Annotated in this window: 17 protein-coding genes and 2 pseudogenes; 15 read left to right on the plus strand and 4 right to left on the minus strand. The window is 77.3% G+C overall.

Features of this window, described 5'->3' with window-relative positions; translation table 11 throughout:
• Positions 1 to 100 precede the first annotated feature (100 nt).
• The 14 genes and pseudogenes from cobN (at position 101) to ACVCAH_RS10625 (ending at position 18,363) form a co-directional block, all read left to right on the plus strand.
• The gene (gene cobN, locus ACVCAH_RS10560) at positions 101 to 3,769 is read left to right on the plus strand and encodes a cobaltochelatase subunit CobN (RefSeq protein WP_447135888.1); all 3,669 of its coding nucleotides are present in this window, start codon (positions 101 to 103) and stop codon (positions 3,767 to 3,769) included.
• Positions 3,766 to 5,985 (plus strand): annotated as a pseudogene (locus ACVCAH_RS10565) (putative cobaltochelatase); the annotation flags it as partial. The gene cobN and the pseudogene ACVCAH_RS10565, both read left to right, overlap by 4 nt.
• Positions 5,986 to 6,110: 125 nt before the next feature.
• Positions 6,111 to 6,722 carry a cob(I)yrinic acid a,c-diamide adenosyltransferase gene (gene cobO / locus ACVCAH_RS10570; protein WP_447135889.1) on the plus strand — a complete coding sequence of 204 codons (612 nt, stop codon included), beginning with the start codon at positions 6,111 to 6,113 and terminating at the stop codon, positions 6,720 to 6,722.
• Positions 6,719 to 8,095 (plus strand): cobyrinate a,c-diamide synthase, encoded by a 1,377-nt coding sequence (locus ACVCAH_RS10575; protein ID WP_447135890.1) that lies wholly within the window; start codon positions 6,719 to 6,721, stop codon positions 8,093 to 8,095. Before cobO ends, ACVCAH_RS10575 begins: the two co-directional genes overlap by 4 nt.
• Positions 8,096 to 8,181: 86 nt before the next feature.
• On the plus strand, positions 8,182 to 8,919 hold the full coding sequence (gene cobI / locus ACVCAH_RS10580) for a precorrin-2 C(20)-methyltransferase (protein WP_447136010.1): 738 nt from the start codon (positions 8,182 to 8,184) through the stop codon (positions 8,917 to 8,919).
• Complete coding sequence (cobM, locus tag ACVCAH_RS10585; protein ID WP_447135891.1) at positions 8,916 to 9,788, plus strand: precorrin-4 C(11)-methyltransferase; 873 nt, start codon at positions 8,916 to 8,918, stop codon at positions 9,786 to 9,788. Before cobI ends, cobM begins: the two co-directional genes overlap by 4 nt.
• The gene (locus ACVCAH_RS10590) at positions 9,785 to 10,936 is read left to right on the plus strand and encodes a cobalt-precorrin-5B (C(1))-methyltransferase (RefSeq protein ID WP_447135892.1); all 1,152 of its coding nucleotides are present in this window, start codon (positions 9,785 to 9,787) and stop codon (positions 10,934 to 10,936) included. Before cobM ends, ACVCAH_RS10590 begins: the two co-directional genes overlap by 4 nt.
• Entirely contained in the window at positions 10,933 to 12,201 is a 1,269-nt protein-coding gene (gene cbiE, locus ACVCAH_RS10595) for a precorrin-6y C5,15-methyltransferase (decarboxylating) subunit CbiE (protein ID WP_447135893.1), read from the plus strand. The genes ACVCAH_RS10590 and cbiE overlap by 4 nt, the downstream gene beginning before the upstream one ends.
• Positions 12,198 to 14,015, plus strand: coding sequence for a precorrin-3B C(17)-methyltransferase (gene cobJ, locus ACVCAH_RS10600; protein ID WP_447135894.1), 1,818 nt, complete (start codon positions 12,198 to 12,200; stop codon positions 14,013 to 14,015). Before cbiE ends, cobJ begins: the two co-directional genes overlap by 4 nt.
• A pseudogene (locus ACVCAH_RS10605) lies at positions 14,003 to 14,173 on the plus strand (4Fe-4S binding protein); the annotation flags it as partial. The gene cobJ and the pseudogene ACVCAH_RS10605, both read left to right, overlap by 13 nt.
• Before the next feature lie 23 nt (positions 14,174 to 14,196).
• Positions 14,197 to 15,351: a HoxN/HupN/NixA family nickel/cobalt transporter gene (locus tag ACVCAH_RS10610; protein ID WP_447135895.1), complete on the plus strand. Its 1,155-nt coding sequence runs from the start codon at positions 14,197 to 14,199 to the stop codon at positions 15,349 to 15,351.
• On the plus strand, positions 15,348 to 15,938 hold the full coding sequence (locus ACVCAH_RS10615) for a precorrin-8X methylmutase (RefSeq protein ID WP_447135896.1): 591 nt from the start codon (positions 15,348 to 15,350) through the stop codon (positions 15,936 to 15,938). Before ACVCAH_RS10610 ends, ACVCAH_RS10615 begins: the two co-directional genes overlap by 4 nt.
• On the plus strand, positions 15,935 to 17,575 hold the full coding sequence (cobA, locus tag ACVCAH_RS10620) for a uroporphyrinogen-III C-methyltransferase (RefSeq protein WP_447135897.1): 1,641 nt from the start codon (positions 15,935 to 15,937) through the stop codon (positions 17,573 to 17,575). Before ACVCAH_RS10615 ends, cobA begins: the two co-directional genes overlap by 4 nt.
• A 56-nt stretch (positions 17,576 to 17,631) precedes the next feature.
• Complete coding sequence (locus ACVCAH_RS10625) at positions 17,632 to 18,363, plus strand: hypothetical protein (RefSeq protein ID WP_447135898.1); 732 nt, start codon at positions 17,632 to 17,634, stop codon at positions 18,361 to 18,363.
• 36 nt (positions 18,364 to 18,399) lie between these two features.
• Here ACVCAH_RS10625 and crcB read toward each other — a convergent pair whose 3' ends face one another.
• The 4 genes from crcB to ACVCAH_RS10645 all read right to left on the minus strand — a co-directional run bounded on the left by crcB (position 18,400) and on the right by ACVCAH_RS10645 (position 21,498).
• Positions 18,400 to 18,762 (minus strand): fluoride efflux transporter CrcB, encoded by a 363-nt coding sequence (gene crcB / locus ACVCAH_RS10630; RefSeq protein WP_447135899.1) that lies wholly within the window; start codon positions 18,760 to 18,762, stop codon positions 18,400 to 18,402.
• A complete protein-coding gene (locus ACVCAH_RS10635) occupies positions 18,759 to 19,235 on the minus strand; it encodes a fluoride efflux transporter FluC (RefSeq protein WP_447135900.1) in 477 nt (158 codons plus the stop codon). Before ACVCAH_RS10635 ends, crcB begins: the two co-directional genes overlap by 4 nt.
• Before the next feature lie 110 nt (positions 19,236 to 19,345).
• A complete protein-coding gene (locus ACVCAH_RS10640) occupies positions 19,346 to 20,104 on the minus strand; it encodes a class I SAM-dependent methyltransferase (protein ID WP_447135901.1) in 759 nt (252 codons plus the stop codon).
• A 170-nt stretch (positions 20,105 to 20,274) separates the two neighbouring features.
• Positions 20,275 to 21,498: an MFS transporter gene (locus ACVCAH_RS10645; protein WP_447135902.1), complete on the minus strand. Its 1,224-nt coding sequence runs from the start codon at positions 21,496 to 21,498 to the stop codon at positions 20,275 to 20,277.
• A gap of 139 nt (positions 21,499 to 21,637) precedes the next feature.
• Here ACVCAH_RS10645 and ACVCAH_RS10650 point away from each other — a divergent pair, with 139 nt between their 5' ends.
• The gene (locus ACVCAH_RS10650) at positions 21,638 to 22,087 is read left to right on the plus strand and encodes a MarR family winged helix-turn-helix transcriptional regulator (protein WP_447135903.1); all 450 of its coding nucleotides are present in this window, start codon (positions 21,638 to 21,640) and stop codon (positions 22,085 to 22,087) included.
• Positions 22,088 to 22,117 lie beyond the last annotated feature (30 nt).

Raw genomic sequence — 22,117 nt, forward strand, 5'->3', positions numbered from 1 at the left:
GAACCGGATGCCGGCTCCGCGTACCCGCTGAACCCGCGCCCACCCTGCCGCGCCCGGTCGCCTCCCGCGACCCGGCGGGCGTCACTCTCCGGAGCCTTCCGTGCGCATCCTGCTGCTCTCCACCGCCGACACCGACCTGCTCGCCGCCCGGGCCAGCGGCGTCGACTACCGGCTGGCCAACCCGGCCCGGGTCGCCGCCGACGCCGTACCCGCGCTGCTCGACGGCGTCCACCTCGCGGTCGTACGCCTGCTCGGTGGGCGGCAGGCGTGGCCCGACGGGCTGGCGGCGGTGCTGGCCAGCGGCGTGCCCACGGTGGTGCTCGGCGGCGAGACGGTGCCCGACGCGGAGCTGATGGCCGCCTCCACCGTGCCGTCCGGAGTGGCCACCGAGGCGCTGGCCTACCTGGTCGAGGGCGGGCCGGAGAACCTCGCCCAGCTGGCCCGGTTCCTCTCCGACACCGTGCTGCTCACCGGCGAGGGCTTCGCCCCGCCCGCGCCCACCCCGGTGTACGGCGTGCACGGCGAGCACCCCGCCCAGCCGGACCGGCCGACCGTCGGCATCGTCTTCTACCGGGCGCACGCCCTCGCCGGGAACACCGGCTTCGTGGACACCCTCGCCGCCGCGGTCGACGCGGCCGGCGGCAACCCGCTGCCGATCTACTGCGGCTCGCTGCGCGGGCTCACCGCCGGCGCCGGGCCGCTGGGACTCTTCGCCCGCTGCGACGCGCTGCTGGTCACCGTGCTCGCCGCCGGCGGCACGGTCGCCGCCGACGCCTCCGGCGGGGGCGACGAGGACGCCTGGGACGTGGGCGCGCTCGCCGCCCTCGACGTGCCGGTGATCCAGGCGCTCTGCCTGACCAGCACCCGCGAGCAGTGGGCCGGCAGCGACGCCGGACTGTCCCCGCTGGACGCCGCCATGCAGGTGGCCGTCCCCGAGTTCGACGGCCGGATCATCACCGTCCCGTTCTCGTTCAAGCGGATCGACGCCGACGGCCTGTCCGGCTACGTGGCCGACCCGGAACGCGCCGCCCGGGTCGCCGGCATCGCGGTGCGGCAGGCCCGGCTGCGCCAGGTGCCCAACGCCGACAAGCGGCTCGCGGTCGTGCTCAGCTCGTACCCGACGAAGCACTCCCGGGTCGGCAACGCGGTCGGACTGGACACCCCCGCCTCGGCGGTCCGGCTGCTCGCCGCGCTGGCCGAGGCCGGCTACCACCTCGGCGACGCCCCGGTGCCCGACGACGGGGACGCGCTCATCCACGCCCTCATCGCCGCCGGCGGGCACGACATCGAGTGGCTCACCCCGGAACAGCTCGCCGCCGCCGAGGCGCGGGTGCCGGGGGAGACCTACCGGCGCTGGTTCGACCAGGCGCCGGCGGAACTGCGGGAGCGGATGCGCGCCCACTGGGGGGAGCCGCCCGGCGAGCTCTACACCGACGGCGGGGACATCGTGCTGGCCGGGCTGCGGTTCGGCAACGTGGTGCTGCTGATCCAGCCGCCGCGCGGCTTCGGGGAGAACCCGATCGCCATCTACCACGACCCGGACCTGCCGCCCAGCCACCACTACCTGGCCGCGTACCGCTGGCTCGCCGCGCCCGTCGCCGACGGCGGCTTCGGCGCCGACGCGGTGGTGCACCTCGGCAAGCACGGCACGCTGGAGTGGTTGCCGGGCAAGGGGCTCGGGCTGGCCGCCGACTGCGCCCCGGACGCCGTCCTCGGCGACCTGCCGCTGGTCTACCCGTTCATCGTCAACGACCCCGGCGAGGGCACCCAGGCCAAGCGGCGCGCGCACGCCGTCGTGGTCGACCACCTGGTGCCGCCGATGGCCCGCGCCGAGACGTACGGCGACCTGGCGAAGCTGGAGCAGCTGCTCGACGAGTACGCCACCGTGCAGGCGCTGGACCCGGCCAAGGTGCCCACCGTCCGGGCGCAGATCTGGGACCTCGTCCGCGCCGCCGAACTGCACCACGACCTGCACACCGAGCAGATGCCCGGCGAGGACGACTTCGACGACTTCGTGCTGCACCTGGACGGCTACCTCTGCGAGGTCAAGGACGTGCAGATCCGCGACGGCCTGCACGTGCTCGCCGCCGCGCCCACCGGCGAGGCCCGGGTCAACCTCGTCCTCGCCGTGCTACGCGCCCCGCAGGTCTGGGGTGGCGCGTACGCGCTGCCCGGCCTGCGGCAGGCCCTCGCCGTCAGCTACGGGCTGGACGAGCAGGCGCTGCTCGCCGCGCCCGGGGAGCGGCTGGCCCTGCCGGCGGCGCTGACCGACACCGTCGACGGGCCGGCCGGCACCGCCGCCGACGCCGTCGACCTGATCGAGGCCCTCGCCCGCCGGCTGGTGGTCGGGATGGAGACCCTCGGCTGGGCCGCCGACAAGGTCGACGCGGTGGTCGAGGAGGTCACCGGCCGGACCGTCCCGGATGCCGCCGCAGTGCTCCGCTTCGCCGCCACCGAACTGGTGCCCCGGCTGGACCGGACCACCGACGAACTGGCGCACACCCTGGCCGCGCTCGACGGGCGGTTCGTGCCGCCCGGCCCGTCCGGCTCGCCCACCCGGGGCCTGGTCAACGTCCTCCCCACCGGTCGCAACTTCTACTCCGTCGACCCGAAGGCCATCCCCAGCCGCAACGCCTGGGACGTCGGGGTGGCCCTGGCCGACTCGCTGCTCGCCCGGCACCTCGCCGACACCGGGGAGTACCCGCGCTCGGTCGGGCTCACCGTCTGGGGCACCAGCGCCATGCGGACGCAGGGCGACGACATCGCCGAGGTCCTGGCGCTGCTCGGCTGCCGGCCCACCTGGGACGACCGCTCCCGCCGGGTCACCGGCGTCGAGGTGGTGCCGCTGGCCGAGCTGGGCCGCCCCCGGATCGACGTCACCGTGCGCATCTCCGGCTTCTTCCGGGACGCCTTCCCGCACGTCGTGGCGCTGCTCGACGACGCGGTGCGGCTGGTCGCCGCCCTCGACGAACCGGCCGCCGACAACCACGTCCGGGCGCACGTCGCCGCCGACCTCGCCGAGCACGGTGACGAGCGGCGGGCCACCGCCCGGATCTTCGGCTCCAAGCCGGGGGCGTACGGGGCCGGGCTGCTGCCGCTGATCGACGCCCGCAACTGGCGCAGCGACGCCGACCTGGCCGAGGTGTACGCCGTCTGGGGCGGTTACGCCTACGGCCGGGGGCTGGACGGGCGGCCGGCGCGGGGCGACATGGAACGCTCCTTCGCCCGGATCGCGGTGGCGGTGAAGAACCAGGACACCCGCGAGCACGACATCGTCGACTCCGACGACTACTTCCAGTACCACGGCGGGATGGTGGCGATGGTCCGCCACCTCACCGGCGCGTCCCCGGCCGCGTACGTCGGCGACTCGGCGCTGCCGCACGACGTGCGGACCCGCACCCTGGGCGAGGAGACCCGACGGGTGTTCCGGGCCCGGGTGGTCAACCCGAGGTGGATCGCGGCGATGCGCCGGCACGGCTACAAGGGCGCGTTCGAGTTGGCCGCCACCGTGGACTACCTGTTCGGCTACGACGCCACCGCCGGCGTGGTCGACGACTGGATGTACGAGCACCTGGCCGCCGCGTACGTCTTCGACGAGACCACCCGGGAGTTCCTGGAGCGGTCCAACCCGTGGGCGCTGCGCGGCATCACCGAGCGGCTGCTCGAGGCCGCCGACCGCGGCCTGTGGGCCGAGCCCGACCCGGTCACCCTGGACCGGCTCCGGGAGACGTACCTGGCCAGCGAGGGTGACCTGGAGGAGCGGCAGTGAGCGCGACGAGTGAGCCGGTTCTGCGAGCCCCGCAGCCGCGAACGGAAGGCAGCGCAGTGACCGGCTACCCGTTCAGCGCCGTGCTCGGCATGGCCGACATGCGGCTCGCCCTGCTGCTCAACGCGGTCAGCCCGGCCATCGGCGGCGTGCTGGTACGCGGCGAGAAGGGCACCGCCAAGTCAACCGCCGTCCGCGCGCTCGCCGCCCTGCTGCCACCGGTCGACCGGGTGGCCGGCTGCCGGTTCGGCTGCGATCCGGCCGCCCCCGACCCGGCCTGCCCGGACGGCCCGCACCCGGCCGGGTCGGCCGCCGAACGCCGCCCCGCCCGGCTGGTGGAGCTGCCGGTCGGCGCCGCCGAGGACCGGGTGGTCGGCTCGCTGGACCTGGAACGCGCCCTCGGCGAGGGGGTCCGCGCCTTCGAGCCCGGCCTGCTCGCCGCCGCGCACCGCGGCGTGCTCTACGTCGACGAGGTCAACCTGCTCCACGACCACCTGGTCGACCTGCTGCTCGACGCGGCCGCGATGGGCCGCTGCCACGTCGAGCGGGAAGGGGTCTCGGTCAGCCACGGCGCCCGCTTCCTGCTGGTCGGCACCATGAACCCGGAGGAGGGGGAGCTGCGCCCGCAGCTGCTCGACCGGTTCGGGCTCACCGTGGAGGTCGGCGCCAGCCGGGACCCGGCCGTCCGGGTCGAGGTGGTCCGCCGCCGGCTCGCCGCCGACGCCGACCCGGCCGGGTTCGCCGCCCGCTGGGCCGCCGCCGACGCCGAGATCGCCCGCCGGGTGGCCGCCGCCCGGCGGCGGCTGGACGCGGTGCGGCTGCCCGACGCCGCGCTGCGCCAGATCGCCGAGGTCTGCGCCGCCTTCGACGTGGACGGCATGCGCGCCGACATCGTCACCGCCCGCACCGCGCTCGCGCACGCCGCCTGGCACGGCCGGGACGCGGTCACCGTCGACGACGTCCGGGTCGCCGCCCGGCTGGCGCTGCCGCACCGCCGCCGCCGGGACCCGTTCGACACCCCGGGTCTGGACGAGAAGCGCCTCGACGAGGCCCTGGACCGGGCCGGCGACGACGACCCCGACGACGATCCCGATGGTCCTGGCGGTTCCGGCGGCGGCCCCGACACCCCCGGTCCCGACCCGCACGGCGGTCCCGGCGGCACCGGCGACGAGGGCCGACCCGACGGGCCCCGGGAGGACGGCGGATCCGGCGGCGCCCCGCCGGACGGACCGGACTCCGCGCGCGGCGACGCCGCCCGGGACCGGGCCGGGAGCAGCGGACCCGACCGGTCCGGCGGCGCCGACGGGGTGCCCGAGCGCTCCGACGACCTGCTGGCCGGCCCCGATGGCGGGGACCCGGGCGCGGGCGGCGGGTCCGGCCGGACCCGTCCGGACGGCCGGCCCGGCGCGGCCGGGCAGCCGGTGGCCGTACCCCGGCAGGGCCTGAAGGCGCGGTTGCTCACCGCGCCCGGCGTCGGTGACGGCGTGCCCGGCCGCCGGTCCCGGGCCCGCACCGGGCGGGGCCGGACCACCGGCGCCCGGGTGCCGGCGGGCCGCGCCGGGGCGCTGCACCTGCCGGCGACGCTGCTGGCCGCCGCCCCGCACCAGGCAGCCCGGGGCCGCACCGACGGTCCACTGCGGCTGCGCCCGGTCGACCTGCGCGAGGCGGTCCGCGAGGGGCGCGAGGGCAACCTGGTGCTCTTCGTGGTGGACGCGAGCGGGTCGATGGGCGCCCGGCATCGGATGGCCGCGGTCAAGGGCGCCGTGCTCGCCCTGCTCACCGACGCCTACCAGCGCCGGGACAAGGTCGCCGTGGTCGCCTTCCGGGGCGCCGCCGCGCAGACCCTGCTGCCGGCCACCTCCTCGGTGCTCGCCGCGTCGGCCCGGCTCGCCGACCTGCCCACCGGCGGGCGCACCCCGCTCGCCGAAGGGCTGCTGGCCGCCGCCGACCTGCTCCGCGTGGAGCACCTTCGCGACCCCCGCCGCCGCCCGCTGGTGCTGGTGCTCACCGACGGCCGGGCCACCGCCGGCGACCGGCCGCTCGACCGGGCCGCCCGCGCCGCGGCCCTGCTCGCCGCCACCGGCGCCCCCTGCGTCGTCGTCGACTGCGAGACCGGCCCGGTCCGCCTCGGCCTGGCCCGCCGCCTCGCCGCCCAACTCGCCGCGGACCACCACCCCCTGGACGAGGTCGCCACCGCCCCGCTCACCCAGCTGGCCACCCACCCCACCCACCACTCGCGATCTCGCACTCCGGGCCCCGTCACAACGGACGGAAGCACTGAAACCGCGGGCACGAACCGCAAGATCGCCGGTGCACGAGCCGAGCCGAACAGGAGCGTCGCCTGATGCCGCAGGGAAAGCCGACCCACGTACCCGCCGACGGGCTGACCACCCGGCAGCGGCGCAACCGTCCGCTGCTGCTCGTCCACACCGGACAGATGAAGGGGAAGTCGACGGCCGCGTTCGGCCTGGCGCTGCGGGCGTGGACCGCGGGCCTGCCGATCGGGGTGTTCCAGTTCGTCAAGAGCGCCAAGTGGCGGGTGGGGGAGGAGAACGCCTTCCGCGCGCTCGGCGAGGTGCACGAGCGCACCGGTCAGGGCGCCCCGGTGGCCTGGCACAAGATGGGCGAGGGCTGGTCCTGGATCCAGCGCGGCGGCGCGGCCGACCACGCCACGGACGCCCTGGAGGGCTGGCGGCAGACCCAGCGCGACCTGGCCGCGCAGCGCTACGGGCTCTACGTGCTCGACGAGTTCACCTACCCGATGAAGTGGGGCTGGGTGGACGTCGACGAGGTGGTCGACACCCTGGCGAACCGCCCCGGCTTCCAGCACGTGGTGATCACCGGCCGGGACGCCGACCCGCGGCTGGTCGACGCCGCCGACCTGGTCGCCGAGCTGACCAAGGTCAAGCACCCGATGGACGCCGGCCAGAAGGGCCAGAAGGGCATCGAGTGGTGAGCAGCACAGTCCCCGACCCGGCCGCGCCCTGGGCGCTGCCCCGGGTGGTGGTGGCCGCGCCGGCCAGCGGGCACGGCAAGACCACCGTCGCCACCGGGCTGCTCGCCGCGCTGCGCCGCCGCGGCCTGACGGTCAGCCCGCACAAGGTCGGTCCGGACTACATCGACCCCGGCTACCACGCGCTGGCCGCCGGCCGGCCCGGCCGCAACCTCGACCCCTGGCTGGTCGGTGCGGAGCGGATCGCGCCGCTGCTGCGGCACGGCGCCTCCGTGCCGACCCCGGCCGACGTCGCCGTGATCGAGGGCGTGATGGGGCTGCACGACGGCGCGGTCGGCCGGCGCGGCTTCGCCTCCACCGCACACGTCGCCCGACTGGTCGACGCCCCGGTGCTGCTGGTGCTGGACACCACCGCGCAGGGCCGCTCGGCCGCCGCGCTGGCGCTGGGCATGGCCGCGTTCGACCCGGACGTGCGGATCGGCGGCGTGCTGCTCAACCGGGTCGGTTCGCCCCGGCACGAGACGCTGCTGCGCGACGCGCTCGCCGAGGTGGGCGTACCGGTGCTCGGGGCGGTCGCCCGGGCCGCCGAGGTTGCCGCGCCGTCGCGCCACCTCGGGCTCGTGCCGGTCGCCGAGCGGGCGCCGGAGTCGCTCGCGGTGGTGGCCGCGCTCGCCGACCTGGTGGAGTCCACCGTGGACCTCGACGCCGTGCTGGAGCTGGCCCGGACCGCCCCGCCACTGACCGCGCCGGCCTGGGATCCGGCCGCCGCCGTCGGCGGCCCGGCGGGCACCGGCCGCCCGGTCGTCGCGGTCGCCGGCGGCCCCGCCTTCACCTTCTCCTACGCCGAGCACGCCGAGCTGCTCGCCGCCGCCGGCGCCACGGTGGCCACCTTCGACCCGCTGCGCGACCCGGCGCTGCCCGCCGGCACCCGCGCGGTGGTCGTCGGCGGCGGCTTTCCCGAGGCGTACGCGGGGCAGCTGGCCGACAACGGGGCGCTCCGCGCCGAGCTGGCCGCGTTCGACGGCCCGCTGCTCGCCGAGTGCGCCGGCCTGCTCTACCTCGGCCGGTCCCTGGACGGGGTGCCGATGTGCGGCCGGCTCGGCCTCACCGCGCGGATGACCGACCGGCTCACCCTCGGCTACCGGGACGCGGTGGCCGCCACCGACTCCCCGCTGGCCCGCGCCGGCGAGCCGGTACGCGGCCACGAGTTCCACCGCACCACCACCGACCCCGGTCACGGCGACCGGCCGGCGTGGCGCTGGGACGATGCCGAGCACGGCTTCGTCGCCGGTGGAGTGCACGCGTCCTACCTGCACACCCACTGGGCGGCCCACCCGGCGACCGCCCGCCGGCTGGTCGAGGCGGCCGGCCGGTGAGCGCCGGCACGCACCGCGCCGGCGGTGCCGCGCGACCGGGCGCCGGCGAACCGGCCGGTGGGCGACCGGGCGACCGGCCGCCCACGCTGACCGGGGTCGGCGTCGGGCCGGGGGACCCGGAACTGCTCACCCTGCGGGCCCTGCGGGCGCTGCGCGAGGCCGACCTGGTGTTCGTACCCGTCCTGGACCGGCCGGCCGCGGACGGCGCCGCCGGGCCGGGCCGGGCCGAGGCCACCGTGCGCGCCCACGTGACCGGCGACCGGCTGCGCCGGCTGCCGTTCGCCCTCGACGACCGGGGCGGGGTGACCGTCCGCCGGGAAGGCGCCTGGGACGCGGCGGCCCGGGCCGTGGTCGACGCGGTCGACGGCGGCGCCCGCGCGCTCGCCTTCGCCACCATCGGCGACCCGAACGTCTACTCCACCTTCGGCTACCTGGCGCAGACCGTCCGGTCGCTGCGCCCGTCGGTGGAGGTGCGCACGGTGCCCGGGATCACCGCCATGCAGGAGTTGTCCGCGCTCAGCGGGGTCCCGCTCTGCGAGGGCCGGGAGCCGCTGACCCTGCTGCCGGCCACCGCCGGGCTGGCGCTCTTCGCCGACGCGCTCGCCGGCCCGGGCACCGTGGTCGCCTACAAGGGCTGGCGGCGGCACGCCGACCTGGTCGCCGAGCTGCGCCGGCAGGACCGGCTCGGCGACGCCGTGCTCGGCCGGGGGCTGGGCCTGCCGGGCGAGCGGATCGGGCCGGTCGAGCCGGCCGGGGACGACCTGCCCTACCTGTCCACGTTGCTGGTCGCGGCCCGCCGCGACCGTCGGGGAGGAAAGCTGTGACCACTGGAGCGATCGCCGGGACCGGCGGGCCGGCCGGCCCGGGCAAGGTGTGGTTCGTCGGCGCCGGCCCCGGCGCGGCGGATCTGCTGACCCTGCGGGCCGCCCGGGTGATCGGCGCCGCCGACGTGGTGATCTGGGCGGCCAGTCTGGTGCACGCCGACGTGCTCGGGCACGCCCGGCCCGACGCCGAGATCGTCGACTCCTCGCAGCTGCCGATCGAGGGGGTGCTCCCGCTCTACGAGCGGGCCGCCGCCGACGGGCTCACCGTGGCCCGGATCCACTCCGGCGACCCGGCCCTCTGGGGCGCGGTGCAGGAACAGCTCGACCTGTGCCGGGCGCTCGGGCTGGCGGTCGAGGTGGTGCCGGGGGTCTCCTCGTTCACCGCGGTCGCCGCGATCGTCGGCCGCGAGCTGACCATCCCCGAGGTGGCCCAGTCGGTGATCCTCACCCGGCTCGAGGGCGGCAAGACGCCGATGCCGGCGGGAGAGCGGGTCCGCGACTTCGCCCGGCACGGCACCACCATGGCGCTCTTCCTCTCCGCCGCCCGCTCCGGCCAGGTGCAGGCCGAGTTGCTCGCCGGCGGCTATCCGGCGGACACCCCCGCGGTGGTCGCATACCAGGCGACCTGGCCGGACGAGCTGGTGGTGCGCTGCACCGTCGGCACCCTGGCGGCCACCGTGAAGGAGCACCGGCTCTGGAAGCACACCCTGTTCCTGGTCGGCCCGGCGCTGGCCGCCGCCGGGACCCGCTCGCACCTCTACCACCCCGGGCACTTCCACACCTTCCGCAAGGCGGAGCGGGCCGCCCGCGCCGAGCTGCGCCGGGCCCGGGTCGCCGACGAGGCCGCGGGGGACGGGCGCCCGGCATGACGTACGCCGAGCCGCCGCTGCGCGAGCCGGACCTGCCGCGTACCGCGAAGGTCCGGCCCACCGCGCTGCGCACCGGCTGGACCACCGGCGCCTGCGCCACGGCGGCGGCGAAGGCCGCGGTGACCGCGCTGGTCACCGGCGTGCCGCAGCGGGAGGTGGAGATCGGGCTGCCCACCGGGCGGCGGGTGCGCTTCCCGGTCGCCCGGTGCGAGCTGGCCGCCGGCCCGGCGCCGGGCGCGGAGGCGGTGGTGGTCAAGGACGCCGGGGACGACCCGGACGTCACCCACGGCGCGGAGCTGACCGCCACCGTGCGCTGGTCGGCGGCGCCCGGGCTGCTGCTGGCCGGCGGCACCGGCGTCGGCACCGTGACCCGGCCCGGCCTCGGGCTGGCCGTCGGCGGGCCGGCCATCAACGACACCCCGCGCCGGATGATCGGCGAGGCGGTGGCCGAGGTGGTCGACCTGACCCGGGCCGGCGTGCACGTGGTGATCGGCGTGCCGCGCGGCGAGATCATGGCGCGCAAGACCACCAACCGGCGGCTCGGCATCGTCGGCGGCATCTCGATCCTCGGCACCACCGGAATCGTCCGTCCCTTCTCCACCGCCTCCTGGCGGGCCAGCGTGGTGCAGGCGGTGCACGTGATGGCCGCGCAGGATCAGCGGACCGTGGTGCTCTGCACCGGCGGGCGCACCGAGCGGGCGGCCCGGGCGTTGCTGCCGCAGCTGCCCGAGGTCTGCTTCGTCGAGGTGGGCGACTTCACCGGCGCGGCGGTCACCGCCGCCGTCGCCGACGGCCTGACCGGGGTGGTCTTCGTCGGCATGGCCGGCAAGCTGGCCAAGCTCGCCGCCGGCGTGCTGATGACCCACTACACCCGGTCCAAGGTGGACCTGTCACTGCTCGGCGCGGTCACCGCCGAGGCCGGCGGCGACGCCGACCTGGTCGCCGCGGTCACCGAGGCGAACACCGGACGGCACGCGTACGAGATGTGGGAGGCCGCCGGGCTGCTCGGCACGGCCGGGGATTTGCTCTGCCGCCGGGTACGCCAGGTGCTGCGCCGCTTCGCCGACCACGCGGTGGCCGTCGACGTGGCGATGGTGGACTTCGCCGGCTCCCGGATGGTCGCCTCCTCCGGCCGGTGGGCGGCATGACGCCGCCACCGCCGCCTGCCGAGGTCGCCCGGACGCCCGGGCTGACCGTCGTGGGGGTCGACGCCGCGGGCCGCCCGGCACACCCCGGGCTCGCCGAGGCGCTGGCCGGCGCCGGCCTGGTGGTCGGCGCGGCCCGGCACCTCGCCGCGGTGCCGCTGCCGCCCGGCTGCGCCACCGTCACCCTGGGCCCGCTCACCCCCGCGCTGGACCGGCTCGTCGCCGCGGTCGCCGCCGGCACTCCCGCCGTCGTGCTGGCCAGTGGCGACCCCGGCTTCTTCGGCATCGTCCGCCGGCTGCGGGCCGCCGGCCTGCGCCCGCGGGTGCTGCCGGCGGTCTCGAGCGTCGCCGCCGCGTTCGCCCGCGCCGGCCGGCCCTGGGACGACGCGGTGGTGGTCAGCGCGCACGGGAGGGACCTGCGGCCGGCGCTGAACGCCTGCCGGGCGTTGCCGGCGGTGGCGGTGCTCACCGCGCCCGGCGCCGGCGCGGCCGAGATCGGCGCCGGGCTGGCCGGCTGGTCGCGCCGGCTGGTGGTGGCCGAGCACCTGGGCACCGACGCCGAGCGGGTCGTCGAGACGACGCCCGCCGTGGCCGCCGCGCAGGCCTGGACGGACCCACACGTGCTGCTCTGCCTCGCCGACCCGGTTCCGGGGGCCAGGACCGGTGGCGGCCCGGCGTCCGGGATGCGGGTGGACAACCAGCCGGCCGCCGCGCCGGCCAGCGGCTGGGCGCTGCCCGAGAGCGCCTACGCGCACCGCGACTCCATGATCACCAAGTCCGAGGTCCGCGCCCTGGCGGTGGCCCGGCTGCGCCCCCGGCTCGGCCGGCTGGTGTGGGACGTCGGGGCGGGCAGCGGCTCGGTCGGCGTCGAGTGCGCGCTGCTCGGCGCGGCCGTCGTCGCGGTCGACCGGGACCCGGCCGCGGTCGGGCTGGTCCGCACCAACGCCGGCCGGCACGGCGCCGACGTCCGGGTGGTGTGCGGGAGCGCCCCGGCGGCGCTGCGCGGGCTGCCCGACCCGGACGCCGTCTTCGTCGGGGGTGGTGGCACCGACGTGCTCGCCGCCGTCGCCCACTGCCGGCCGGACCGGGTGGTGGTCACCCTCGCCGCCGTGGACCGGGTCGCCCCGGCGGTCGGGCTCCTGCGCGCCGCCGGCTACGCCGTCGACGGCGTCCAGCTCGGCGCCGCCCGCCTCGCCGACCTGCCCGGCGGATCCATCCGACTCTCGGCCACCAACCCGGTGGTCGTCCTCACCGGGGAGCGCCCGTGAACCACCCGACCACCGCCCCGCCCGGCGGAAACGCCTTCCCGGCCCGGATCGGACTCGTCGCGGCCACCGCCGCCGGTCGCCGGCACGCCGGCGTCCTCGCCGACGCCTGGCCGCAAGCCCGGCCGGTGACCGGAGCGAGCGTCGCCGACGCGCTGCGCGCCGCCTGGTCGGAGTGCGACGCGGTGGTGGCGTTCCTGGCCACCGGAGCGGTGGTGCGCGTCCTCGCGCCGCTGCTCGGAGACAAGCGCACCGACCCCGCCGTGGTGGTGGTCGACGAGGCGGCCCGGCACGCGGTCGCGCTGCTCGGCGGGCACGCCGGCGGCGCCAACGACCTCGCCGAGCGGGTCGGCGCGCTGCTCGACGCGCGGCCGGTGGTGACCACCGCCACCGACACGGCCGGCCTGCCCGGGCTGGACACCCTCGGCTGGCCGGTCGAGGGCGCCGTCGCCGCGGTCAGCCGCGCCATCCTCGACGGCGAGCCGGTCACGCTGGTCGCCGACGCCAGCTGGCCGCTGCCCGCGCTGCCACCCAACGTCCGTCCCGCGCCCGCGCCGGCGCTGCCCGACCCGGCGGCGCCCGCGGGCGCGGGTGCGGAGGTGACGGCTCAGGCCGCGCCGGTGCTGGACGCCGGGCCGGCGGCCGGCGGCGGGTACCGGCTGCTGGTGACCGACCGGCTGGTGCCGCTCGACGGGCGGACCGCCGTGCTGCGGCCTCCGTCGCTGGTCGCCGGGGTCGGGGCCAGCCGCGGGGTGCCCGCCAGCGAGGTGCGCGGGCTGCTGGACCGGGCGCTCGCCACGGCCGGGCTCAGCCCGGCCAGCCTGCGCCACCTGGCCAGCGCCGAGGTCAAGGCCGACGAGCCGGGCATCCGGGCGACCGCGGACGCGATCGGCGTACCACTGGTGACCTATCCGGCCGCGGAGCTGGCCGCGGTCGACGTGCCGCACCCCAGCGAGGTGGTCCGCGCGGCGGTCGGCACGCCGAGCGTCGCCGAGGCGGCCGCGCTGCTCGGCGGCGACGGCGAGCTGCTGGTGCCGAAGACCGCGTCGGCGATGGCCACCGTGGCGGTGGCCCGGCACGCCCCGCGCGGCCGGCTCGCCGTGGTCGGTCTCGGCCCCGGTGCGGCCGACCTGCGCACCCCGCGGGCGGTCGCCGAGCTGCGCCGGGCCGCCGTGGTCGTCGGCCTCGACCAGTACGTCGACCAGGTGCGTGACCTGCTGCGCCCCGGCACCCGGGTGCTGGCCAGCGGGCTGGGCGCCGAGGAGGCCCGGGCCCGCGCCGCGGTCGCCGAGGCCGCCGCCGGGCACGCCGTCGCCCTGGTCGGCTCCGGCGACGCCGGGGTGTACGCGATGGCCAGCCCCGCCCTGGAGTACGCCGACGAGCGGATCGACGTGGTCGGCGTGCCCGGGGTGACCGCCGCCCTCGCCGCCGGGGCCCTGCTCGGCGCGCCGCTCGGCCACGACCACGCCTACCTGAGCCTCTCCGACCTGCACACCCCGTGGGAGGTCATCGAGCGCCGGCTGACCGCCGTCGCCGAGGGCGACCTGGTGGCCCTGCTCTACAACCCGCGCAGCCGCACCCGGGACTGGCAACTCGACGCGGCGCTGCGGCTGCTCGCCGCGCGCCGCCCGCCGGACACCCCGGTCGGTGTGGTGCGCAACGCCAGCCGGGCCGGCGAGCACGTGCACCTGGCCACCCTGGCCACCGTCGACGCCGCGCTGGTCGACATGTACAGCGTCGTCGTGGTGGGCAGCAGCCGCACCCGGATCGTCGCCGGCCGGATGGTCACCCCGCGGGGGTACCGGTGGCGGCCGTGACCGTGGCCGGCTGCCAGGGCTGCGGCGCCTGCCTGCTCACCTGCCCGACGCACGCGCTGCGGCCGGTGGCCGGCGGGCTGGAGGTGCGCGCCGACCGGTGCACCGGCTGCCTGGAATGCCTGGAGATCTGCCCGGTGGACGCGATCCGCGCCGCCGGCACCGACCGATGTGGAGGAATCCGATGAGTTCGACCGTGGCCAGCGCCGCACCCCCGGCCGGCCGGTGGAGCCGGGCCGAACGGGTGCGGCTCGGCGGTATCGTGCTGGCCGTCGCCGTGCTGCACGTCGCCGGCTGGAGCCTCTACCTGTACTGGAACGACCAGCCCGCGGCGGCCGGCGGGCTCGCCGGCGCCGGCACCCTCGCGTACGTGCTCGGGGTGCGGCACGCCTTCGACGCCGACCACATCGCCGCGATCGACGACACCACCCGGCTGATGCTGCTGCGCGGCCGGCGCCCGGTCGGCGTCGGATTCTTCTTCGCCCTCGGGCACAGCGCGGTGGTGCTGCTGCTGGCGCTAGTCGTCGGGCTCGCCTCGGCCAACCTCGCCGGACCCGGCCTGGAGCAGGCCCGCGAGGTGGGCGCCACCGTCGCCATCGTCACCGCCACCGCGTTCCTCGCCCTGGTCGCGGTGCTCAACGCCGCCGTGCTGGCCGGCCTGGCCCGGCTCTGGCGCCGGCTGCGCCACGGTGAGCTGGACGAGCGGGAACTCGACCTGCACCTGCTCAACCGCGGGCTGGTGCAGCGCGTCCTCGGCTCGCGGGCCCGCGCGCTGGTGCGCCAGTCCTGGCACATGGCGCCGGTCGGGTTCCTCTTCGGCCTCGGCCTGGAGACCGCCAGCGAGGTGACCCTGCTCGCCCTGTCGGCGAGCACCGCCGCCGCCGGCGGGCTGCCGGTGCTGGCCCTGCTCACCCTGCCGCTGCTCTTCGCCGCCGGGATGTCCGCCATGGACACCGCGGACAGCCTGCTGATGAGCCGCGCCTACTCGTGGGCGTACCGGCACCCGGCCCGCCGGCTCTACTACAACCTCGCCACCACGGCGATGACCGTGCTGGTCGGCGCCGTGGTGGCCAGCGTGTACGCCGCCGGGCTGCTCGCCGACCACCTCGGCCTGTCCGCGCTGGCCGGCTACGCCTCGGTCGCCGACCACTTCGAGCAGCTCGGCTACGCCGTGGTGGTGCTCTTCGTGGCCGCCTGGGCCGGCGCGGTGGCGCTGTGGAAGCTACGCGGCTACGACCGCCGGTACGGCGCGGTGACCCCGGTCGGGACGGCGACCGCGGCCGACACCGCGCCGACGGTCACGGTGGACGGGCCGGGCGGGCCCGGGGCGGGCCGGTGAGCCGCACCGTCCACCCCATCGAGCGGCGGTCCTACGAGATCCTGCGGTCCCGGGTGGACCTGTCCCACCTGCCGCCGTTGACCCGCGCCGTCACCGAGCGGGTGGTGCACGCCAGCGCCGACCTCGACTACGTCACCGACCTGGTCTGCGTCGAGGCGGCCCTGGCCGGCGGGCTGGCCGCGTTGCGCGCCGGCGCGCCGGTGGTCACCGACGTGGCGATGGTGGCCGCCGGCATCACCGGGCGGGAGACGATCTGCCCGGTCGCCGAGCCGGCCGCCGCCGCGCTGGCCCGCGCGGCCGGGCTCACCCGGTCGGCGGCGGCGGTCCGGATCGCCCTGGACCGGGTCGGCCCCGGCGCGGTGTGGGTGGTCGGCTGCGCGCCCACCGCCCTGGACGAACTCGTCACCTCCGACGCCCGGCCGGCGCTGGTCGTCGGGCTGCCGGTCGGCTTCGTCGGCGCGGTCGAGGCCAAGGCGGCGCTGCGCGCTAGCGGCCTGCCCGGGTTGTCCAACCGGAGCGAGAAGGGCGGCTCGGCGGTCGCCGCCGCCGCCCTCAACGCCCTGCTGTACGAGGAGGAGGGACCATGACGGCACTGGTCGTCGTCGGGCACGGCACCCGCAGCGCGGCCGGGGTCGCGCAGTTCGCCGCGCTGGTCGAGCGGGTCCGCGACCGCGCCGCCGGCGTGGTCGCCGCCGTCGAGGGCGGCTTCATCGAGCTGTCCCGCCCCCCACTGGCCGACGCGGTCGGCGCGCTGGTCGACCGGGGCCACCGGTCGCTGGTCGCGCTGCCGCTGGTGCTCACCGCGGCCGGGCACGGCAAGGGCGACATCCCGGCCGCGCTGGCCCGCGAACGGCGGCGCCATCCGGGGCTGCGCTACCGCTACGGGCGCCCGCTCGGCCCGCACCCGCTGCTGCACACCGTGCTCGAGGAGCGGATCGACGCGGCGCTCGGCGGGGACGAGCGGGCCGGCACCTGGGTGGCGCTGATCGGCCGGGGCTCGACCGACCCGGACGCCAACGCCGAGGTCGCCAAGGTGGCCCGGCTGCTCTGGGAGGGGCGCGGCTACGCCGGCGTGGAACCCGGCTTCGTCTCCCTCGCCGAACCGTCGGTGCCGGCCGTGCTGGACCGGCTGCGCCGGCTCGGCGCGCGGCGGATCGTGGTGGCGCCGTACTTCCTCTTCGCCGGGGTGCTGCCGGACCGGATCGTCGCCCAGTCCGCCGCGTACGCCGCCGCGCACCCGGGGATCGACGTCCGGGTGGCCGACCTGATCGGCGACTGCGACGCGCTGGCCGACCTGGTGCTGCAACGGCACGCCGAGGCGCTGCGCGGGGACATCCGGATGAACTGCGACACCTGCGCGTACCGGGTGGCGCTGCCGGGCTTCGCCGACAAGGTCGGCCGGCCGCAGACCCCGCACGACCACCCCGACGACCCGGTCGGCGGGCACCACCACCACGGCCACCACGACGCGGGCCACGACCACGGTTCCGGACCGGGCCAGGTCGCGGTGGTCGGCGGCGGCCCCGGGCCGGACGACCTGATCACCGTACGGGGGCGGGCGCTGCTCGACGCCGCCGACGTGGTGGTGGTCGACCGGCTGGCCCCGCAGGGCCTGCTCGTCGGGCTGCGCCCCGGAGTGCGGGTGGTCGACGCGGCCAAGGTGCCCCGCGGCCCGTCGATGGCCCAGGACGCCATCAACGCCGCCCTGATCGAGCACGCCCGCGCGGGACGACGGGTGGTCCGGCTCAAGGGTGGCGACCCGTACGTCTTCGGCCGGGGCCACGAGGAGGTGCTGGCCTGCACGGCGGCCGGGGTGCCGGTCACCGTGGTGCCCGGGGTGACCAGCGCGGTGGCCGCGCCCGCCCTGGCCGGCGTGCCGGTCACCCACCGGGGCGTGGCGCACGAGTTCACCGTGGTCTCCGGGCACCTGCCACCCGGGCACCCCGACTCGCTGGTGGACTGGGCCGCGCTGGGCCGGGCCCGGGGCACCCTGGTGCTGCTGATGGCGGTGGACACCGTCGACAAGATCGCCGCGGTGCTGGTCGAGCACGGGCGGGCACCGGACACGCCGGTGCTGGCGGTGCAGGACGCCGGGCACGCCGACCAGCGGGCACTGCGGTCCCGGCTCGACGAGATCGGCGCGCTGGCCGCCCGGGAGGGGATGCGGCCGCCGGCGGTGTTCGTGGTCGGCCCGGTGGCCGCCCTCGCCACCCCCACCGGCTGACGCCGTTCGGGTAGCTTGCCCGCGACCGGTACGGCCGGCGGGGGAGGGGGCTCGGCATGGACGGTGACGGTTTCGCGGCCTGGCGGCGCGACTTCGAGCAGGAGGCGCGCCGCCGGGCCGGGCTGACCGAACCGCCGTGGGCGGACGGTGGCCCGCTGGACCCGGCGGTGGTCCGCAGCATCCAACGGTTCCAGGCGGGCGAGGACGGCGACGGCGCCAGCCTGATCGCCCGCGCCGGCCAGGTTGGCGGCCCGGACTACCTGGCCGCGGTGCGGCTCTTCGTCGCCGAGGAGCAGCACCACGCCCGGCTGCTGGAACGCCTGCTGCGCAACGCGGGCGCCGGCACGATCCCGGGGCACTGGAGCGACCGGGTCTTCGTGGCCGTCCGCCGCTGCGCCGGCCTCCGGCTGGAACTGCTGACGCTGATGGTCGCCGAGGTGGTGGCGCTGCGGTACTACCGGGCGCTGCGCGACGGCACCACCGATCCGGCGCTGACCGAGGTGGCCGGCCGGATCCTCGCCGACGAGCGGCGGCACGTCCCGTTCCACGTCGACCGGCTGCGGGCCGGCTTCGTGGCCACCCCGGCGCCGGCCCGGTGGTTGGCGGCGGCCGCCTGGTGGGTGTTGCTGCTCGGCGCGACCGCCGTGGTGGCGGTGGACCACGGCGCGGCGCTGCGCCGGCTCGGCCTCACCCGGGCCGGGTTCCTCCGCGACACCGCCGCGATGTTCCGCCCGCTGGTCGCCGACGTGTTCCGCCGGCCACGGCGCCGGCAGCCGGTCAGCCGGTGAACACCCCCGGCCGGGACGGCACGGCGGCGCGGCCGGTCAACCGGTGAAGGCGCGGGCGAGCGCGTAGCCGGCGGTGGCGGCGGCGAGCCCGGCGGCCACGCTCGCGGTGACGTTGGCCAGCGCGGCCGGCCGCCGGCCGGCGCGGGCCAGCCGCAACGTCTCGTAGCTCAGCGTGGACCAGGTGGTCAGGGCGCCGCAGAAGCCGGTGCCGACCAGCGCGCCGACCGCCGCGGTCGCTGGCAGCCCGGCGACCACCCCGAGCACCAGCGACCCGACCACGTTGACGGTGAGCGTGCCCCAGGGGAAGGCCGAGCCGAGCCGGGCCTGCACCGCCCGGTCGGTGAGGTAGCGCAGCGGCGCGCCGACGGCGGCGCCGAGCGCGACGAGCAGGACGGTCACCGGCCGCTCCGGCGCAGCAGCCGGTCCGCGGCGGCGTCCCCGACCCAGACCGCGAGCAGCGCCCCGACCAGCGTCGCGCCCAGGTACGCCAGCGCGGTCGCGGGTGCGCCGGCCAGCAGCGCCCGGTGGACGTCGACGGCGTACGTGGAGAAGGTGGTGTAGCCACCGAGCACGCCCACGCCGAGGAACGGGCGCAGCAGCGGTCGCCCGCCACCGACCCGGCCGAGCACCGCCATCAGCACGCCGATCAGCAGGCAGCCGCTCAGGTTGACCCCGAAGGTCGCCCACGGAAAGCCGGCCGGACCGTGCGGAAACGCCGCCTGGAGGCCGGCCCGGGCCAGCGCGCCGAGCACGCCCCCGGCGGAGACCGCGCCGAGCACCGCCGCCGGGTGCGCGGACAGTTCGCTCCGGTCGCCGGGGAGCCGCAGGTCGACATCGGGGTCGATGCGTGGTGGCTCGGGAGGGCCCGTCACGTCTCCTCCCCGGCAGCGGACGCCGCCGCCGGCAGCGGCCGTCCGGCGGCGGGCGCCAGCATAACGTCCGGTGCACCGACCGGCGCGCCGAACCGGACCGGGGGGTGGGGTCAGCGCACCGCCGCGACGGCGGCGTCGGTGCCGCCCCGCCAGAGAATGCCCACCTCGGCGAAACCGGCGTCGGTCAGCGCCGCCAGGTGCCAGGAGACCGGCGGGTTCCACTCCGGGCTGTGCCCGCTCGGGTAGATCTCCCGGCGGCGGGCGACCAGCGGGCCGAGCGTCGGATCGGCCGCCGCCCGCTCCCACCAGTCCGACCAGGACAGCACGGCGCCGGCGGCGTACCGGGCGTCGCGGCGGTCCCGGGCGCGGTCCAACAGCCGCTTGGTGAGCTGCGGCAGGCTGTCGTCGGGCATGTGGTCGGCGTTGAGCAGGATGCCCCCCGGGCGCAGCAGGTCGCGCACCTCGGCGTAGAGCCGGGCGAGCCGGTCGCCCGGCAGCCAGTGCAGGGCGGTGGCGGTGAGCACGGCGTCGTACTCCCGGTGCGGCAGCGCGGCGGACCAGTCGGGCCGGCCGAGGTCGGCGGTCACCACGGTGACCCGGTCGCCGAGGGTGGCGCGGGCGATGGCGAGCAGCGCGGGGTCGAGGTCGACCAGCGTCACCTCGGCGTCGGGGAAGCGGCGCAGCGCCCGCTGGGAGATGGTGCCGGTGCCGCCGGCCAGGTCGAGCAGGCGGGGGCGCCCGCCGTCGAGGATCGCATCGACCGCGTCGAGCATCGCGGCGAACCGGTGTTCCCGGTCCGGCAGGAACGCCTCCTGCTGGCGGTCCCAGCTCTCCTGCCACGCCGCGGCGTTGCTGATGTAAGGACTCATAGCGAGCAGGCTAGTTACATGTCGGGACGGGTGTCCAGACCTTGTTGCCAACAATTTGCAATTGCGAGAAGATGGCGTGGCGATGATCGGGTGCGGGGTCGGGCCGGCGTTCCGGCCCGGCCCCGCGCCGGTCTCCGAGCGATTGCCGGCGGTTCGCCGGTGGCCGGCGGTCACCCGGTGGCCGCGTCCACCAGGTTCGGCTCGGCGTCCGGCCGGTCGGCGCGCCGGCGGGCCGGACGCAGTGCCGCCAGCAGCACGCCGAGGCCGGCCAGGGTGACCGCGGCGCCGGCCCAGATCGGGGCGGTGTAGCCGAGCCCCGCCGAGATGGTCACCCCACCGACCCAGGCGCCCAGGGCGTTGCCGACGTTGAAGGCCGCGATGTTCGCTCCGGAGGCCAGCGTCGGGGCCTGGTGGGCGTACCGCATGATCCGCATCTGCAGCGGGGGCACGGTGGCGAAGCCGAAGGCGCCCATCAACAGCAGGGACACGATGGTGAGCGGCTGGCTGGCGGCGGTCAGGGCGAAGCCGGCGAGCACCACGGTCAGCGCCGCCAGGACGGTGACCAGGGTGCGGGACAGCGACACGTCGGCCGCCCGCCCGCCGAGCAGGTTGCCGGCGAAGAGGCCGACCCCGAAGAGCACGAGCAGCCACGGCACGGCGCCGGTGGCGAAGCCGCTGACCTCGGTCAGGGTGTACGCGATGTAGGTGAAGGCGCCGAACATGCCGCCGAAGCCCAGGATCGTGACGAGCAGCGACAGCCACACCTGCGGGTGGGTGAAGGCGCGCAGTTCGCTCCGGAGCCCGCCCGCGGGGCCGGTGTCGCCGGCCGCCCGGCCCGGGACGAGCAGGGCCAGGCCGGCCAGCGCCAGCACGCCGATGCCGGTGATCGCCCAGAAGGTGGACCGCCAGCCGAAGTGCTGGCCGAGGAAGGTGCCGAACGGCACGCCGAGCACGTTGGCGGTGGTCAACCCGGCGAACATCAGCGCGATGGCGCCCGCCCGGCGGGCCGGCGCGACCAGCCCGGCGGCGACCACCGCGCCGATGCCGAAGAACGCACCGTGGCAGAGGGCGGCGACGATCCGGCCGGCCAGCATCGCGGCGTAGCCGTCGGCCACCGCGGAGAGCAGGTTGCCCACGATGAAGAGCACCATCAGGCCGAGCAGCACCTGCTTGCGGGGCAGCCGGGTGACCGCCGCGGTCAGGGCCACCCCGCCGACCGCGACGCTCAGCGCGTAGCCGGAGATCAGCCAGCCGGCGACCGACTCGGTGACCGCGAAGTCGGCGGCGACCTGGGGCAGCAGACCCATGATCACGAATTCGGTGAGGCCGATGCCGAAGGCGCCGACGGCCAGCGCGAACAGGCCGGCGGGCAGGGACCGGGTGCGTGCAGACATGGTCGTCCGTTCCGGGGAGGGGTCAGATAGGCGGCGTGTGCAACTACACGCGGCAGCAACGAAATAGTTGCACGCGCGTTCTACCGGCGCAAGCGTGTTAGCCTGGTTGTCGACCGGGACACACTTCCAGGGGGCACCGATGGGCATCGGCGACGACGCGGTCGAGATCCGCGCCCAGGGTTGGCGCACCCTTGCCGCGCTGCACGGCCTCATCGAGACGTCCCTGGAGCGCGCCCTGCAGGCCGGGCACGACCTCTCGGTGGTGGAGTACACGGTGCTCGACGCGCTCTCCCGGCAGGACGGCTGGCACATGCGGATGCGCCAGCTCGCCCGGGCCGCGGCGCTCTCCGACAGCGCCACCACCCGGCTGGTCACCCGGCTGGAGGATCGCGGCCTGCTGACCCGGGTGCTCTGCGCGGACGACCGGCGCGGCATCTACACCGAACTCACCCCGGCCGGCTCCGAACTGCTCGACCAGGCCCGCCCCACCCACGACCGGGTGCTCGCGCAGGCACTGGCCGGGGCGGAGGCCACCCCGGAACTCGCCCCGCTGGTCGACGCCCTGCACCGGCTGCCGGCACCCCGCTGAACCGCCGTCGCGCCACGCCGACACCTCGTT

This window comes from Micromonospora sp. LZ34 (assembly GCF_052981855.1).